The following is a 16464-nucleotide window of genomic DNA, read 5'->3' on the forward strand; positions in this document are numbered from 1 at the left end:
CGCCGACGGTCAATCCAGAATCGGATCTGTGCCGTTGAAGCGCTCCAGAACGGCCAGCAGTTCGTCGGCGATTCCGGGCGCGGCGGCCAGCGCAAGGCCGGCCCCGGCCACGCCGGGCGCGGGCAGAACCACCCGGGCTCCCGCCTCCGCCGCGATCAGCGCACCCGCGGCGCGATCCCACACCTGCAGACCGTGTTCGTAGAAGGCATCCAGGCGGCCCGAGGCGACCATGCACAGATCCAGTGCCGCCGAGCCGATCCGACGAACATCGCGGACCACCGGCAGCATGCGCGCCAACAGTGCCGCCTGCGCCGCGCGGCGCTGCCGGGAATAGCCGAAACCGGTGCCCACCAACGCCATCGACAAATCGTCGACGGCGGCGCTCTGTAGCGACTGCGTCCCCTCGTCATCGGTGACGTGCGCACCCAGCCCCACCGCCGCCGAGTACACCCGGTTTCCGACGACGTCGGCGACCGCCCCGGCGACCGACTCACCGTTGATCTGTGCGCCGACCGACACGGCGTAGGCGGGGATGCCGTAAACGAAATTCACAGTGCCGTCGATGGGATCGAGCACCCAGGTGACCGATCCGGCCGGTGTGCCCGCCGGATCGGCAGGCCCGCCGCCCTCCTCGCCGAGAATCGGGTCCCCAGGCCGTAATTCGGCCAGCCGGTCGCGCAAGAGCCGTTCGGTTTCCGTGTCGACGACGGTCACCGGATCGGTCGGGGTGCTCTTCGATCGCACCGCGCCACTGTCATCACTGGCCGCGTCGGCGCCGAAAACCTCTGCCCGCCGACGCCTCACGAACGCGGCGGCCTCCGCGGCCAAGGTTTCAGCGACGGAACGCAGCCGCACGAGCTCGTCATTCGAAGGGGTCACCGGTCTATCGGATCACAGCCGCCACGCTCGCGCAGACGCCCACGGGCCGCACCGCCGCGGCGCTAAGGTGAGCGGACAGCCCAGTCACGCCGAGGAGATTCGATGACCAGCACCGACTCGATCACGGATACGCCCGGTACCGCTGCCGGCGATGGCAGGCCACAGCGTCGCGGGTTCGGCATCGACGTCGGCGGCAGCGGCATCAAGGGCGGCATCGTCGACATGGACACCGGACGGTTGATCGGCGAGCGGGTCAAGCTGCTCACCCCGCAGCCCGCGACGCCGTCGGCGGTGGCCAAAACCATCGCTGAGGTGGTCAACACTTTCGGGTGGACCGGCCCGCTCGGAGTGACCTATCCCGGAGTCGTCACGCACGGTGTCGTGCAGACGGCGGCCAATGTGGATAAGGCGTGGATCGGCACCAACGCGCGCGACGTCATCAGCGCTGAGCTGAATGGTCAAGACGTCATCGTCCTCAACGACGCCGACGCGGCCGGGCTGGCTGAGGAGCATTACGGTGCGGGCAAAAACCAGTCGGGCCTGGTGGTGCTGCTGACCTTCGGCACCGGGATCGGTTCCGCGGTGATTCACAACGGGACGCTGATCCCCAACACCGAGTTCGGCCATCTCGAGGTCGGCGGCAAGGAGGCCGAACAGCGGGCGGCGTCCTCGGTGAAGGAGAAGAACGGCTGGTCCTACGAAAGGTGGGCCAAGCAGGTGACCAAGGTGCTGGTGAGCATCGAGAACGCGGTCTGGCCCGATCTGTTCATCGCGGGCGGCGGAATCAGCCGTAAGGCCGACAAATGGTTGCCGCTGCTGACCAACCGCACCCCGGTCGTGGCCGCGGCCCTGCTCAACACCGCTGGGATCGTCGGCGCGGCGATGGCCGCGACCTCGGACGTGACCCACTGATTTCGCCCGGCAGAGCCGTAGTACCGCGCACTGTCGTTACAATGGTGCTCGGCGAACGCCCAACCGACAGCGTGCGACTACTCACGCTGATACCAACGCCGACATCGACATAGCAGACACTTTCGGTTAACCATGCCCAATACCCACCGAAGGTGAGCCCAAACGAAGGGGTGTAAGTGGCAGCGACGAAAGCAAGCCCGGCGACGGATGGGCCGGTGAAACGCACCGCCACGAAGTCGTCGTCGTCCCCCGCCAAGCGACCGGCTGCCAAGGCTGCGAACGGCTCGGCGCCCGCCAAACGCGCCGCCAAGACGGCATCGCCGACCCCTAAGTCCAAGGCCGACCCAGCGGCCGACCCCAAGAAGACCCGCGCCGCTGCCAAGGGCGCCGGCGCCAAGGCGCCGGCGGCGCGCGGAACCAAAGCGGCCAAGGATGGGCCGGCGGATCCCAAGGCCCTCGATGCCGACGGCGCCGTCGAGGATCTCGACGGCGAACCCGACCTCGATGTCGAGCCCGTCGAAGACCTCGACATCGAGGCCGACCTGAGCCTCGACGACCTCGAGGACGACGTAGCGCCCGACGGCCAAGACTCCGATGAGAGCGAGGCGGACGCCGGCGAGGGCGAGGAAGAGGCCGCTGCGAAGTCCGCCAAGGGCGGCGAGGCTGCGGCAGAGGACGACGAGGAGATCGCCGAGCCCAGCGAAAAGGACAAGGCCTCCGGCGATTTCGTGTGGGACGAGGATGAGTCCGAGGCGCTGCGGCAGGCCCGTAAGGACGCCGAGCTGACGGCCTCCGCCGACTCGGTTCGCGCCTACCTCAAGCAGATCGGTAAGGTCGCGCTGCTCAACGCCGAGGAAGAGGTCGAGCTGGCCAAGCGGATCGAGGCCGGACTATACGCGACACAGCTGATGACCGAGATGACGGAGCGCGGCGATAAACTGCCCGCTGCGCAGCGTCGCGACATGGTGTGGATCTGCCGCGACGGCGACCGTGCGAAGAACCATCTGCTGGAAGCCAACCTGCGACTGGTGGTGTCGCTGGCGAAGCGCTATACCGGGCGGGGCATGGCGTTCCTGGACCTCATCCAAGAGGGCAACCTGGGCCTGATCCGCGCGGTCGAGAAGTTCGACTACACCAAGGGTTACAAGTTCTCCACTTACGCGACGTGGTGGATCCGTCAGGCCATCACCCGCGCCATGGCCGACCAGGCCCGCACCATCCGCATCCCGGTGCATATGGTCGAGGTGATCAACAAGCTGGGCCGTATCCAGCGCGAGCTGCTGCAGGACTTGGGCCGCGAGCCCACGCCTGAAGAGCTGGCCAAGGAAATGGACATCACGCCCGAAAAGGTGCTCGAGATCCAGCAATACGCCCGCGAGCCGATCTCGTTGGACCAGACGATCGGTGACGAGGGCGACAGCCAGCTGGGCGATTTCATCGAGGACAGCGAGGCCGTGGTGGCCGTGGACGCGGTGTCGTTCACGCTGCTCCAAGACCAGCTCCAGTCGGTGCTCGAGACCCTGTCGGAGCGCGAGGCGGGCGTCGTGCGGCTGCGTTTCGGTCTCACCGACGGTCAACCGCGCACGCTTGACGAGATCGGGCAGGTCTATGGCGTGACCCGTGAGCGCATCCGCCAAATCGAGTCCAAGACCATGTCGAAGCTGCGCCATCCCAGCCGCTCCCAGGTGTTGCGCGACTACCTGGACTGAGGAATACCTCCGGTTACTTGCCTGAACAGCAGGTTTGCGGGTCAATCAAGTTATATCACACTAGCATGTTGCTGTCAGTTAAGATAACGATGTGCCTCGCCGCAAACCTCTCCCCCAGCCGCAGCTAGAACTGGCCGAGCTGCTGCCCTCATGGGTCCTGGCCATGCGCGCCGAGCGGAAGTCCGCCCAGACGATCAAGGGCTACACCGACGGCGTCCGCGGTTTCATCCGGTGGTGCGACACCAACGGCCACACGCCGGCAATGGAACGCGACCTGGTGAAAGGCTACGTGGCCGATCTGCTCGACAACGGCGCTGAGCCGTCCACCGCCCGGGCGCGCCAGCTGGGGGTGCGTCGCTTCTCGGCCTGGCTGACCGAAGAGGGCGAATTCAGCGACGACCCCCTGCTGGGCCTGAAGGCGCCGAAGCTGGACACCAAGGTCACCCAATCGCTCGACGCCGAGGAGCTACGGCGGCTCATCGCCGCCTGCGGCGGCAAGGACTTTCGCGACCGCCGCGACGAGGCCATCGTGCGGATGATGGTCGAAACCGGCATGCGCGCAGGCGAAGTCTGCGGCCTAACCGTCGCCGACGTCGACCTCCCGCGCGGGCTGGTCACCGTCCGACGCGGCAAGGGCGGCAAGGGCAGGATCGCCCCGATCGGCCCGCAGACGGTACGCGCGGTTGACCGCTATCTGAGGATGCGGCGAACGCACCGCCTGGCCGACACTCCCGCGCTGTGGCTGGGCGACCGCGGGAAGGGACTTGAATACTACGGCCTGTGGTCTGCGTTGAAGTACCGCGCCAATCTGGCCCGGCTGGAGCATTTCCACCCTCACCTTTTGCGCCACACTGCGGCGTCGCGTTGGCTGGCGGCCGGCGGATCGGAAGGCGGTTTGATGGCGGTTGCCGGCTGGTCCAGCCGCGACATGCTCGACAGGTACACCCGGTCCACGGCCGCCGAGCGCGCCGCCGAAGAAGCGCGCAAGCTGGCCCTCGACGACATCTGACCGACGCGCTAAAAGGGCAAAAGTAGGCAACGCATACAGCAGCGCCGTGCTTACCCGGTTATAGTCAAGGCATCGACCGGCAGACCTAACGCAAAGAACACACCGCTGGGCGAACCGCCTCCCTTTGTTGGAGGCAAGCACCGCAAATCCCCCCAGCACTGAAGGTGTGTTCAATGGCCGCCCCCAAAACACTTGACGGCGCGCAGCGTTCGCTGCGCGCGTCGCTCGCCGCGCACGAATCGTGGGCTAAGACCGAGGACCGCGGGGCACGTACCGCAGCCGGCACCGCCGCCTCGATGGCCCGCTTCGACAAAATCGTTGACCCCGACGGCAAACTGACGCCCGCCGAGCGCGCCAAAAGGGCCGAAAACGCCCGCCGCGCAAACTTTCAGCGGATGGCGTATCTCAGCGCCCGCGCCCGGCAACGCCGCCGCAACCCTATCGACGGAAACGATGCCTAGCCAACAGCTTTCGGACCCCGGCTGCACCGAACGTCCAGAAAGCAGCGACCACCTTGACAATAAAAGAAGAAGGGCCGGACCATCGGCCCGACCCCTCAACACCTGCCCCTGAGTATACCCCACGCGGGTATCACGCGCACGATGGCTGGCGAGCCAACCTAGCGCGCATGGCCAGTAAAGCCGCCGCCAGCCCAGATTTCTACGAGATCGCCGGCGGCACAGTACAACACCTCGCCAGCGGCATAAAAGCGGACGGAAGCGATTCTGTCGCAGCCCAACACGACCGGACCGCCGCCCACTGGGCAGCATGTTTCGTCGCCGACGCGCACCGCGCAGCCGCCGACCCGAACCACTACCGGTTACAGCCGCCCGGTGTTCGGCTCCTGGCTGACCGTATTCGCGCAAAAGGTAGGCAAAAATGAGCGCGCCGCCACTGACTGAGGTGCTCGGCTACGCGCCAGGCGAACACATCTCGCTGAACCACCAGCCCAACGGTGGCGAATTCAGCAGTCAAATCGCGCCAGTCGCGGACATCGGACGGCGCCTCGCCGAATTGCCGCGCAACGTCAATGTTTGGTTCGGTGTCAACCCCATACGGGCGAATGTCACCGGACGAGGCGGCGCCCGCGACATCACCCGGCTCGCAGCGCTTTACGCCGAATTCGATCTCAAGCCCGGCGGATGCCCAAACCTGACGACCGTTCACGCGATCATCGGCGCGCTGTCCGAACTGGTCGGCACAGCGCCTTCGGCGCTCATCCACTCCGGTCACGGCATCCACGCCTACTGGCCCATCGAAGACGGCCACATCAGCGACGCTTTCACCATCACGGACGCACAAGCGTTGCTGCGCCGGTTCGGTCGCCTCGTAGCCGCGGTCGCGGCACGCCATAACGCGAATGTTGACAACGTGTTCGACCTCGCGCGGGTGCTGCGAGTGCCCGGGACGGTCAATCACAAAAACGATCCAGCCCCTGTGCAGCAGTTGGACATTCAACCCGGCGCGCCGTTGACCGTCGCAGAGGCAGACGAACGGCTCAACGAGGCCGGCATCTATCAAACCGACAGCGACGCCCGAGACACCACCACGATCGTTGCGGCGCCGGACAGTTGGCCGACACCGCCGGAACACACCTGCTCCTACACCGCCACAATGGCGGACGGGTGGGCGACCGACACCCCACGCGAACGGCACCCATGGTTCCTGTCCAGCGCAATACGGCTCGAATGCGCCCGCCGCTACGGCTGCATCACCCCGGGCGATTACCAGGCGGCGCGACAGCGCCTTGAACAGCGATTCCACCACCTTCTCAAGAACGGGGAACCGCAGCGCCAAGCCGGAGCCTGCGAAATCGACGACATGTGGAAAGAAGCCATCAACCGCGCCGCATGTAAGACCAGCGACGCTTTCAAGGCCGAACTCGGTGCCCACGAACATCACAGCGCGGCGTCGACCATAGACGCACCCGGCCAGCAGCCGACACCGCGAACCGTGGCCGAGCAAGCGGGTGCCCGGCCGCGCATATGGCAGGCCGGCTCTCTCAAATCCGCTGCCGCGCCCCGATGGCTCGCCCAAAAACGCATTCCTCAAGGGCAAGTTTCGGTGTTAGTCGGCGACGAAGGCATCGGCAAAAGCCTTTTCTGGGTGTGGATTATCGCCCACGTCACAACCGGCCGCCCGCTACCCGAATTCGGGATACCCGCACGCAAGCCCGGCGTGGTTCTAATCGTCATCACCGAAGACGCATGGGAAACAGACGTCCTCCCCCGGCTTGACGCCGCAGGCGCTGACCTCGACAACGTCCGTGTCTTGTGCGAGGACGCAGACGGCAGCGGCGCCCCCATCTTCCCCCGAGACTTCGACCTCATCAGAGGCAGCGAAGAACCCCTCTCCGTGATCGTCGTCGACGCTTGGCTTGACACCGTGGCGGCGGGGCTTGAGGTCCGCGACACGCAGCAAGCCCGCCAGGCATTGCATCCATGGAAGGAAATTGCCGCCACGACCGACGCTGCCGTACTGCTGGTGGCTCACACCAACAGGGTGGCGTCCGGCAGCGCACGCGACCGGATCGGCGCCACGGCCGCGTTACGTCAAAAGGCGCGCATGCTGCTGCTCGCGCAACTCGACGAGGACGACAAGCTGACTGTCGGCCCCGAAAAGGCCAACGGGGTGCGCACCGTCACCGCTGCCGCGTTCACCACCACCGGGGTGCAGTATTTCAAGCCGACCGACGACCATGACGGCACCGTTCCGGTGCTCACATACACCGGCGACACGGGACGCACCGCTAAACAGATTCACGAAGATGTGCATGCCGCGCAACGGCAGCGCAGCAAAGCGGCAGAGCCTGACGACGAGGTGTCGATGTGGTTGCGTGACGCGATCACGGCCACGGAGCGCTGCTGGGCTGCGCCCGCCTACGACGAAGCCGAAATGCGCGGCTGGTCGACTGACAAAGTTAAACGAGCAAAGAAAAAGCTCGGGGTTATTGCGCGCAAAGATGAAGTGGAAGGCCGATGGTATTGGACGCTGCCAGGGCAAGGGGGCGCGAAGGGAGCGGATTCGGCCCTATACATCGCGCACCCCCGCTCCCTTGCTCCCTTCCAGGTCGCGGAAAACGGCGGCGCCGGCGCCCGCACCCCCTCTGACCTGCAAGGGAGCGGGCAGGTTTTTGGCCCCACCCCCTCTGACCTGCAAGGGGGCGAATCCACTCCAGCAAGGATGGAAGAAAAAATACCCTCTGACCTGGAAGGGGGCGAAGGGAGCGGGGAAAAGATATCTATAGAGCCTGCGCCCCCTTGCAGGTCAGCCAACAGGCTACGCCCCGATGGCCAGCTGGACATGACAGCCCCAGAGGGGGACAGCAAACAATGCGCCAGCGGAGGCTGCAACGCGGAACTGCCCTGGCGGGGGGACAACGAATCCCGTTTTTGCCCCGCCTGCTTGTGGGCAGGTGCAGCATGAGCCAGCAACCTAATCGCGCGGCCCGTCGGCGCGCTGAACGTGCCGCGCGGAAGTCCGCCACCGCGATCCTCAACGCGATTGATCGGGGCCGCCCGGTCGTCGGCCTCACTGGTGCGTGCTCCGACTGCGGGGCGACTGGCTCGCTGACGCCGATCAGCGCGGGGCAGGTACTAGCCGAGGTGTGGCATGACCCGTCATGCCCGGCCGCCCGCGGCGTAGTCGCTTGGAGACCCGAAGGTGCCTAGCCATACACCCAGCGCGCCGCCCATGCTGCTGTCAGCCCGCGCCGAAGCTCAACGGCGCGGCGTCCGGCACGACCAAGTGCTTGCGGAGCGCCGCTTGCTGCCGCTGCCGGCCGGGCAGCGCGTCCTGGGCCGTGATGGGGCGCGGACGTGGCCGGCGCGGGCGTTGACGCCCACTGCGCGGGCTGAACGGGACGCGGCGATCCGGGCAGCGGTGGCGGCGGGTGTCAAGCAGGACGTGATCGCTGAACACTTGGGCATCAGTAAGGGCACGGTGTCGCAGATCGCGGCGGGGGTGCCTGGACGGCGGCGGCGCGGGGCGCTGGGCCGCAAGAAAGTTGCGCTTGATTCCACGCTGACGGCCGAATGGGGGTTGCGCCGGTGAACGCCGACGACGTACAGCGGCTGTTCGCGTCGATGCTGTCTGTCCCGCGGCTGGCCGGGGCGGCGTGCCGGGGCCGGCCCGAGCTGTTCGACCTCGACCACCGCTCCTGCCCTGACGAAATCGAACGGGCGCAGCGCATCTGCAGCGCCTGCCCTGCCATGGCCGCTTGCCGGGCGTGGATCGACGCCACGCCTGAGCAGCGGCGGCCGACCGGTGTGGTCGCAGGTATGCTGCTCGGTCCGCCCGCCCCGGCGTCATCGCAATCCAAGCCGGCGCCGGACCCTTCGGACGATGGTGCCTGGCTACTGGAGTTCTTGGCGGCCCGCGGTGGCCGGGTGGAAGCGCGCGCGGTGATCGCTGCCGCACAAGCGGTCGGGATGTCGGCGACCCGGGTGCGTGCGGCTCGTTCGCGGGTGGCGGCTACGGAGCCTACGACGCATGGGCGCCGCGCTGTCTGGTTCGTGCCGGTCGACGAGGGGCGGTCGGCATGACGCGCGTCAGCAGCGACGGGCGGCCATGAGCGGCTCACGGCGGCCTGCGGCGGCCGACTGGTCAGAGCGGATCACCGCGCAGATCAACAGATACGACGGGTCGGTTACCTTGCCTCAGCGGGCGGCGCAATGGCTGCACGCGAGGGCCGCAGTGCCGTATGAACAGCGAGAACGTCTGCGCGACCGCGACCCGAAACTGTATGCGGCAATAGCTGCGCTGCGGCTGTCGGCGCTGAGTGATCCCGAAAGCTGGCCGGCCACTTCCGATCTCGGAAAGGAATTGGCCAACGAGGATGCACAGCAGCAAGAATCGGAATGGTTGACCAGCAAGCGCGCCGCTGAAATCGCAGGTGTCACCGACCGCTGCATCCGCGGATGGATTCGCAACGAACGACTTCCAGCCCGCAGGCACGGCCACACGTGGCGAATCAGCCGCACCGACCTACTAGCAGCCATACACACCGCTTGAAACCGAAAGGGAGGCAAAGGAATGCCCAGCGTGCAACTTGAAGACGCCAAAGCGGCGATGGCGGCTATCCGGGGCAGCTTCGCCCGAGAGGCCGCCACGATACGCAACAGCAGCAAGTACAGCGACGAAGGTCGCGCGCAGCAGCTCGCTAAATCACTGCTTGCGCACCGCAAGCAGGCAGCCGCGTTGCGCGCCAACTTCAGCGCCGACAACGAGGACGTCCGGTCCGTATCTGTTTCTCGACTCTTCGGCTTGCCCAAGAACTCCGACGCCGCGACCGTGATCGCCTACCGCGACGCCGCCGACCGGGCCGTGAAACTAGCAGACGCCCACGAAGCGAAAGCGACCCTGACCCGAGCAATCGAAATGGGCGATAGCCTCATGGCCCGAGCTATCGCCGGCCACGCGGAAAGGCGCAAATGGGGCGCAGTCACCGATGCCTACGCCGCACACGCCGGACTGGAAGACGACCTGGCAGACCTGCGGTCGGTGCCCACCGGCGGCCTGCTCAAAACCGGACTCAACGCACTCTTCGCCGTGCCGACCCCGGCCGAATTGCACCGCACGACCGACAACGAGCTGCAGCGCATCGCAGACGGCGACTAGCCCCATGACGCTCTACACGCGTACGTCCATAGACCCGTGCGGGTTAGGCGCCAGCCTGTGTTCATGGCCGCTGGCGTGGCAGCCTGGCCGCACGGCCGCCGGGCCTCGTTGCTCTGTCGGAGTGGCGCGGCCTTGCGGCAGCCAACCCCATAGACGCGATCTGAGCTGTCGGCACGTTACTCCCGAATCGTCCGTGCCGGCAGCTAGCGATCGCACCGCCGCCGCGCGCGATACATCCGCTGGTCGCGCGCGGCGGCAACCCACCAGCCCGTGCCGCCCGCCGCGCATGCATCCATTGGACTGATGCGGGTAAAAGTTTGCTGGGAAAGATTGCGTTTGCCCCGCTACTTGCTGGCTCAGTGGCGCAGCCCGACCAACTGATCGTCAATGTCGAACGCACAGGCGAAAGATACCGGGGGGAAGCCCATTGAACTGCGGAAACACGCCCCGGCCGACATAGCGTAAACCCCTATCTTGAGAGCGCGGGGAACTTCTGGAAGGACATTCGAACATGCAATCGAACGCTATGCGCGGCGCGGAAGTTTGCTGGACGCCGGCGCTGAGTTGGCCAAGTTTGCTGGGAGGGTTGTCGTGAGCGCCGGCCAGCAGTTACGCGCCGCGCTGGACGCCGCCCTGAAACGCGAGAGCAAGAAACTGGGCCAGCCCGTGCGCTGGGATGAGCGAGAACGGCAGCACGTCGATGCGGCGTGCCGGGCCGCCGACGCCGTCGAACTACTCGACCAGCGGATCACCGCGGAACAGGCCGGCGAGCAGCGCGGCTCAATTATCGTCAAATACCTCGCCGAACGCCGCCTACAGGACGACAAAGTCAGCGAGCACCTTCGGTGGTTACAGCTCGACGAGTTCGCCCCGCTCAAAAGCCCGCAGCATGTCGCCGCCGGCCAGGCCCGCTGGGCCGGCGTGCAACGCGGCCGCAAAGGCACCGCGTAAATGCCCGTCCCGGTCAGCGACGGCGCCGGCCGCCAGTCCGGCGTGTACGCCTGGCTCCTCGACCGCGAAGAAGCCGAGCACCAAGACTGGCAGGCCAGTATTCATAGCCAGCTGCCCGGCGGCTATCCCCGGATGCGGTTTCTTGGCGCGCTGCGCGCTGGCCGGCCGGTGTCGGTTGTGGTCGCACAGTTACCGGGATGGGCGCGCCCGCACGGTTATCCGCTGCCGCCGAAGTCGCGCGCCGACATGACCGATGAACACTGGCGCCGCGGTAGCGAGGCTGTCACCATCCACACCAACGACCGGATGGAGTCCGGTGCGGGTGCCGGCTCCGATGTACTCGCCGACTACACAGATTTGTGATGCGCCCATGTCCTTGGACTCGGTGCGCTGCATTTGAGCTAGGTGCGCTCACTTGATCCGGTCACGCTGTTGACGTACCGACTCAACAACCTCGTAGGAGATTTGCCGTACCGCGTACGGGACTGGATTAGACAAGGGAATTTCTTCGGCATCGCCCTTTCGGTGGACCCATCCCATCGAATTGCTATTGGCGATCTTGTCGTAGGCCGCTTTAATTTGCGGATCGACGTGCGCCCCACCCTCTTGGTTGGCTAACGCGAGCACAAAGTCCTTGCGGCAGAACAGTGTTCCATCGCTGTCCTTGGACACCGGATTTGCCCACCAGGCGTCCGTGTAGATGCGAGAACCGCGTGGCAGATTGCCGACCGTCGTCCGTATGCGTGTCGGCGGGCGGTCGCCCAGCGGCGCCTGGTATGACGCGTTCCCTTCACCGATGTCGATGCCCATCAGGACCAGCCCAAGTGTCGGAGCGAGGTTTTTCGGGTGAGGCATGCCAGCAGAGTCCACCCAAGTCAGCTTGTCCCGCAGGTCGAGCTGGTTCAGCAGGGCGTGTGATCCTCGCGGGTGGTTATCCGCGGTGTGGTGGAACAGAACTCGCAGAGTGACGGCAAGGCGCTTCGCCTCACTCAGGTGGCCTTGGTCGAATGAATCATTCGACCGCTCCAAGAAGTCGATCTGCTCCCCAAAAGATTCCAGCAGTTGTTCACGTGTGCGTGATGGCATGGCCGGGACGCTACTCGGAAGGTACGACAACCTGGCTCGGCGTGTTGATCGCCCCGACGCTCTGGGCTTGTTAATACGATCAGGTGATGCCCGCCGGCGCTCCTGAGTCGTTCTTGGGTGGTCTTATCGTCTGGATCGGTCCGCATCTCGAGCGATCTCGGTGGGTGCGAACAGCCCGTTACTTGCTGCCTGTCATGGCGGCTGCTGCAACCGGGTTGTCTGGACAGTCTCATGGGGCCGCTAGCGTCGTGTGGCTCGGCGTAGGTATCGCGTTGCTGGCACTTGCAGCGACCGGTGAGATTTTCCGCGATTCATACCGTAGCCGGCTTCGGCAAGAGCAGGAGGAGGGCGCTGCAGGTCAAATTGTCGCGTTGCGTGATGCTTTGAGCCCGATCGCGGAGGCGATCGCGGATATGCACACGTTAACTGAGTCCGCACGTCGTGAACGTGTGAACGGCATCGCACAGAGAAGCGCTGACGCCTTAGCCCTGGTCATGCACGGTATTCCCGGCTTTCGGTCAGTCGTCTATCGGCAGGACGATCCGATGAATTCACTTGAAGTCTTGGCTCGTGCGGGGCGCAGTGAGCGCGAGCCGCAAAGATTCACCCGGGGCGATGAACGCGGCAATGCGGCGTTTGCGACAGTCGAACGGCGCGAACCCTGTTTTGTCAGGGACGTCAACAATGATGACGAGGTGGCTGGACTCGATGGCGCTTACTCGGGAACACGAACTGGCTACCGGACGTTTATAGCCGCCCCTATAGCCGACAGACAACGAACTTACGGGATGGTGACGGTAGACGCGCCTAATCCGGGCGACCTATTGCGATCGGACCAGCACCTGGTCATGCTGGTTGCGGACCTGCTGGCGATCGCGTTTGCTTCGATTCATCAGTGACGAGTCCGGTAGACTCGTTACAGAAGGGGTAGGTGTGACGGACATGTATGACACCACACAACCTGTGGGCCGGAAAGAGCGCCAGGACGCCGACATCTCGTCGCCCGCGGCAGTTGAACGCATCTGGCGTGACGCGCGCGAGGAAGCGCGCCAAGAAAGCGTGGACCGAGAGCGCCGCGCGGCGCGTGGCGGCCGTGTCCCGTTTGGCTTCTCAGATAGCCACTGAAGCAGTCCCTGGGTAGACGATCGAAAGGCCCTCGGGATCTCCACCGGGGGCCTTCGGTTATTCGCTGGGTAGGCGTCGGCGCCTTTACGTCACTCCGCGATTCCAGTCCTCGGGCGGCAGCGAGACTCGCGCGGAGGAGGTGGAGGCGCGGTCATTCGGCCTGCCACGCAAAACGGCGACGTTTGATTCGCGGGTGAGTTGGTCGAGGGTGTGCTTCGACTCGCTTGTGCAAGCGGTCAGTGCAGCAGGTGGGCGACAAAAGCGATCAACGCAACCGCGCCAATAATGGCGGCGCCGACGACCAGTATCGCCTGGTTCTCTGACATCCGGCCAAGCCAGTTCGCGTTCGGTGAGGTCGGCATCCGGTTTGCGTGTTGCACCTGGCCGTACTCGTCCACGCTGACCATGGTGCGCTTTTCGCCGCCGTTAGCCGCCAGGATGATCCATACCGGCAACCATAGGCCGCATAGCAGCACCGTAATCAGCAGGTGCAGAACATGGTTCACCGGCTTGCCCGTGACGACGATCGCCGACGTCGGCATGCGGGCCTCGATGCGGCCGCCGCGCACCGCGATCGCCATCAGTTCTCGATCGAGCGCGCTCGCCCGCTGTGATTCGGACAGCAATGCTGCTTCACCTCCGGTAGGGCCATCGAGACGGCTCACAGTAACAACCCCGCATTCCCTGTGCAGGCACAAGAAACCTTGCTCTAGCGAGTCTCATAAAATGCGATCCCTTCTAGTACAAAGCATCAGAACAGCGCTGGATCGGCCAGGACGACGCTCGGGGGCGCATCACCCGTCCGCGTGGCTACAAAGGGCGTGCGCAACGTCACTGTTCCTGGATCGCCGCATTGATTTGCCAGGACTGTCATGACCTGAACGCCGTGGAGCGTGCCATCGGGCTGTGGCTCCAACGTGAAACCTATCGTGCTGTTGTACGTTCCGGTTCCTGGCGAGGGGCATTCGGCCGGTGGCTGAATGTAAGGCGTGTCACGCCAATTGCCATCGGCGAAATGGAGCACGTCAGCAGAACCTGTGGCCTCTTGTTGATTTTCGTCGGCTAGTGCCGCACCGGTCGCGACGCATCCCGTTGATGCACACATGGAATGAAACGCCCACCAGTGGATCGCCTTCCTATCGTCGGCTGCCGGGGCGCCGTTGATCGTCTGCTTTCCATAGTCGTAGTCCCAGCGATAGGTGCCGTCGAGTACCGGACCCGCCTTTGGTGGGGCCAGTGTGGCCGCGGCCGGAGCGTCGACAGCGGCCGCTGGATCGTCCACAGTGACGCCGGTGGGCACATCACCGGTCCGGCTCGCCACGAAGGGGATCCGCTTCACCAATCCCTGACCGCCGCATTCATTTGTGAGTACAGTGAGCGTCCACACTCCGCGCAGCGTGCCATCGGGCTGCGGCTGTAATGAGGAAGTGCTGAGTTCGGTGTCTGCGCCTGGACCGACTTTGCCGTCGGCTGCGAGGCACTGCTTCTGGTCGACTTGGATCCGAGTCGGGTCCTGCTGCCAGCGGCCGTCAATTAGATGCAGAACGGGTGTTTTCACGGCTGGGGTAAGCGCGACTTGCGGGTTACGTGGATCAAGTTTGGTACCCGTGGCGGCGCATTGCGCGGATTTGCAGAGCGAGCGATAAGCCGACCAGCTTGTGCTGTCGGGATATTTATCTAACCGTGGAGCCGGCGCGCCGTTGTTCGTCCCTGTCGTCCAGTCGTAGACCAGACGATAGGTGCCGTTGAGTACAGCAGCCGGCGCCGAAGGGGCCGAGGCTGTGTTGTTCGTCGGCGTGACTTGGTAGACGGTGGCCGCAACGGCGGCGAATACCACAACAGCCATTGCCCCGGCGAAAAGAATCCGGTACCGCGTATGGCGCTGTCTCTCCGTCGTAGCTGGCTCAGCCTCCGATGGAGGGCTTTCCTTCGGCGGCGGTGGCGCCTCCGCGGCGGCCGTCGTTTCTGCTGTCGGGCTGTGTCGTCCCGACTGCGCTGATCCAGCGACAGGGGCGGCGACGGTGACACCCGCCTCGGTACCGCGGTCACTTTCCGCGGCGCTGGCAGCCCGTTCACTTAGCGCCTTCGCGAACTCGCGGCACCGGCTGAATCGGTCGGCCGGGTCCTTGACCAAGGCAGTCGACAACACGTGATCGAGGTACGCCAAGTCGGGTCGGCGCTCGCTGAGCTTCGGTGGTGCTGCGTTGAGATGTTGACTGATCACAGCCACGGGGTTGGAGTGTTGGTACGGAGGTACCCCTGTGAGCAGGTGAAATGCTGTGGCGGCCAAGGCGTATTGGTCGGCGCGGCCGTCGATGTCTGCACCCATCAACTGCTCAGGTGCGGCGTAGGCAACAGTTCCCACGGTGAGGTTAGTCGCGGTCAGTCCGCTGACGTCAGCGAGCTGACGCGCTATCCCGAAATCGGCCAACAGGATTCGTCGTTCACCGTCCTCAGGTTCTGCAAGCAAAATGTTGGCCGGCTTCACGTCGCGATGCAGCAGCCCGCGCTGGTGGGCGTAGTCGAGCGCCCCGGCAATTGCGGTGACGATGGCGCACACGTCCGCAACTGGCATCCCACTCGAATACCGGTCTTTCATCAATTGGCCGGCGTCGGTGCCTTCGACATAGTCCATCGAGATCCACAGTTGGCCATCGAACTCGCCGCGGTCATGCACTCCGACGATATGCGGGTGCCACAGTGTGGCAGCGAGGTCAGCTTCGCGGTTGAAGCGTTCCCGAAACTCCCGGTCGGCGGACACACCGATCGGAAGGATCTTCAACGCGTCGCGGCGCGGCAGCCGGGGGTGCTGGGCCAAGTAAACTTCGCCCATGCCGCCCGAACCCAGCAGCCGCAGGATGGTGTAGCCAGCGAAAGTCGCGCCGATCACGATGAGACTGTAAATCCATACCGTTGCAACGATGCGAGGTCGGTTCGCGCATTCGCAACTACCTCCGGGGGCGGAGTCCACGGTTTAGCGCCGCAGGGCAGCGCGACTATCAGCCAAGACCCGCTGTTGTCGGACTTCGTCGCGTAGGCAAGTACCTGATAGCCCTTGAAACCGCGATTGGCAATATCTATGCCCCTCAAGGCATCTGACGTATAGCTACCCAGAGTGAAGAAGATACTTTTATTACATCCACCTTCGCCTGAGTTGTCGTACAAAGTGCACGT

General features: G+C 65.0%; 16 protein-coding genes. 12 read left to right on the forward strand and 4 right to left on the reverse strand.

Going from position 1 to position 16464, the window contains the following annotated elements:
* Positions 1 to 9: 9 nt before the first annotated feature.
* Positions 10 to 879 carry an inositol monophosphatase family protein gene (locus A5686_RS15475; protein ID WP_067935762.1) on the reverse strand — a complete coding sequence of 290 codons (870 nt, stop codon included), beginning with the start codon at positions 877 to 879 and terminating at the stop codon, positions 10 to 12.
* A 102-nt stretch (positions 880 to 981) separates the two neighbouring features.
* On the opposite strand from A5686_RS15475, the gene ppgK reads away from it, so the two are divergent.
* From ppgK to A5686_RS15530, 11 genes are all read left to right on the forward strand, one after another.
* Positions 982 to 1791, forward strand: a complete 810-nt coding sequence (gene ppgK / locus A5686_RS15480; RefSeq protein ID WP_067935764.1) for a polyphosphate--glucose phosphotransferase — start codon at positions 982 to 984, stop codon at positions 1789 to 1791.
* Positions 1792 to 1967: 176 nt separating this feature from the next.
* Complete coding sequence (locus A5686_RS15485; protein ID WP_156750089.1) at positions 1968 to 3500, forward strand: RNA polymerase sigma factor; 1533 nt, start codon at positions 1968 to 1970, stop codon at positions 3498 to 3500.
* Positions 3501 to 3591: 91 nt separating this feature from the next.
* Positions 3592 to 4509 carry a tyrosine-type recombinase/integrase gene (locus A5686_RS15490; RefSeq protein ID WP_231986383.1) on the forward strand — a complete coding sequence of 306 codons (918 nt, stop codon included), beginning with the start codon at positions 3592 to 3594 and terminating at the stop codon, positions 4507 to 4509.
* 173 nt (positions 4510 to 4682) lie between these two features.
* Entirely contained in the window at positions 4683 to 4970 is a 288-nt protein-coding gene (locus A5686_RS15495) for a hypothetical protein (RefSeq protein ID WP_231986384.1), read from the forward strand.
* Positions 4971 to 5388: 418 nt separating this feature from the next.
* Positions 5389 to 7935 carry an AAA family ATPase gene (locus A5686_RS15500; protein WP_067935769.1) on the forward strand — a complete coding sequence of 849 codons (2547 nt, stop codon included), beginning with the start codon at positions 5389 to 5391 and terminating at the stop codon, positions 7933 to 7935.
* A gap of 237 nt (positions 7936 to 8172) precedes the next feature.
* Entirely contained in the window at positions 8173 to 8562 is a 390-nt protein-coding gene (locus A5686_RS15505; protein ID WP_156750090.1) for a hypothetical protein, read from the forward strand.
* Complete coding sequence (locus A5686_RS15510; RefSeq protein ID WP_082947664.1) at positions 8559 to 9053, forward strand: WhiB family transcriptional regulator; 495 nt, start codon at positions 8559 to 8561, stop codon at positions 9051 to 9053. The genes A5686_RS15505 and A5686_RS15510 overlap by 4 nt, the downstream gene beginning before the upstream one ends.
* 25 nt (positions 9054 to 9078) lie before the next feature.
* Complete coding sequence (locus A5686_RS15515) at positions 9079 to 9522, forward strand: helix-turn-helix domain-containing protein (protein WP_067935777.1); 444 nt, start codon at positions 9079 to 9081, stop codon at positions 9520 to 9522.
* Between the two features lie 30 nt (positions 9523 to 9552).
* Positions 9553 to 10128, forward strand: coding sequence for a hypothetical protein (locus A5686_RS15520; protein WP_156750091.1), 576 nt, complete (start codon positions 9553 to 9555; stop codon positions 10126 to 10128).
* A gap of 591 nt (positions 10129 to 10719) precedes the next feature.
* A complete protein-coding gene (locus A5686_RS15525) occupies positions 10720 to 11079 on the forward strand; it encodes a hypothetical protein (protein WP_067935783.1) in 360 nt (119 codons plus the stop codon).
* Positions 11080 to 11442 carry a hypothetical protein gene (locus A5686_RS15530; RefSeq protein ID WP_067935785.1) on the forward strand — a complete coding sequence of 121 codons (363 nt, stop codon included), beginning with the start codon at positions 11080 to 11082 and terminating at the stop codon, positions 11440 to 11442.
* A 48-nt stretch (positions 11443 to 11490) separates the two neighbouring features.
* On the opposite strand, the gene A5686_RS15535 is transcribed toward A5686_RS15530, so the two are convergent.
* Positions 11491 to 12165 carry a hypothetical protein gene (locus A5686_RS15535; protein WP_082947649.1) on the reverse strand — a complete coding sequence of 225 codons (675 nt, stop codon included), beginning with the start codon at positions 12163 to 12165 and terminating at the stop codon, positions 11491 to 11493.
* 86 nt (positions 12166 to 12251) lie between these two features.
* Here A5686_RS15535 and A5686_RS15540 point away from each other — a divergent pair, with 86 nt between their 5' ends.
* Complete coding sequence (locus A5686_RS15540; RefSeq protein WP_082947650.1) at positions 12252 to 13064, forward strand: GAF domain-containing protein; 813 nt, start codon at positions 12252 to 12254, stop codon at positions 13062 to 13064.
* A 462-nt stretch (positions 13065 to 13526) separates the two neighbouring features.
* Here A5686_RS15540 and A5686_RS15545 read toward each other — a convergent pair whose 3' ends face one another.
* Together A5686_RS15545 and A5686_RS26705 are read right to left on the reverse strand one after the other, a co-directional pair.
* Complete coding sequence (locus A5686_RS15545; protein WP_156750092.1) at positions 13527 to 13871, reverse strand: hypothetical protein; 345 nt, start codon at positions 13869 to 13871, stop codon at positions 13527 to 13529.
* A 170-nt stretch (positions 13872 to 14041) separates the two neighbouring features.
* Positions 14042 to 16195: a serine/threonine-protein kinase gene (locus tag A5686_RS26705; protein ID WP_369829713.1), complete on the reverse strand. Its 2154-nt coding sequence runs from the start codon at positions 16193 to 16195 to the stop codon at positions 14042 to 14044.
* Positions 16196 to 16464: the final 269 nt, after the last annotated feature.

It is taken from the genome of Mycobacterium sp. E2479 (assembly GCF_001667925.1).
Taxonomy (GTDB): Bacteria; Actinomycetota; Actinomycetes; order Mycobacteriales; family Mycobacteriaceae; genus Mycobacterium.

What these genes read in the sequence shown, in the direction of transcription:
- A5686_RS15530 (WP_067935785.1), top strand. Translation starts at nt 11,080, where the DNA reads ATGCCCGTCCCGGTCAGCGACGGCGCCGGCCGCCAGTCCGGCGTGTAC.
- A5686_RS15545 (WP_156750092.1), bottom strand. Translation starts at nt 13,871, where the DNA reads ATGGCGATCGCGGTGCGCGGCGGCCGCATCGAGGCCCGCATGCCGACG.
- ppgK (WP_067935764.1), top strand. Translation starts at nt 982, where the DNA reads ATGACCAGCACCGACTCGATCACGGATACGCCCGGTACCGCTGCCGGC.
- A5686_RS15535 (WP_082947649.1), bottom strand. Translation starts at nt 12,165, where the DNA reads ATGCCATCACGCACACGTGAACAACTGCTGGAATCTTTTGGGGAGCAG.
- A5686_RS15540 (WP_082947650.1), top strand. Translation starts at nt 12,252, where the DNA reads ATGCCCGCCGGCGCTCCTGAGTCGTTCTTGGGTGGTCTTATCGTCTGG.
- A5686_RS15500 (WP_067935769.1), top strand. Translation starts at nt 5,389, where the DNA reads ATGAGCGCGCCGCCACTGACTGAGGTGCTCGGCTACGCGCCAGGCGAA.
- A5686_RS15495 (WP_231986384.1), top strand. Translation starts at nt 4,683, where the DNA reads ATGGCCGCCCCCAAAACACTTGACGGCGCGCAGCGTTCGCTGCGCGCG.
- A5686_RS15515 (WP_067935777.1), top strand. Translation starts at nt 9,079, where the DNA reads ATGAGCGGCTCACGGCGGCCTGCGGCGGCCGACTGGTCAGAGCGGATC.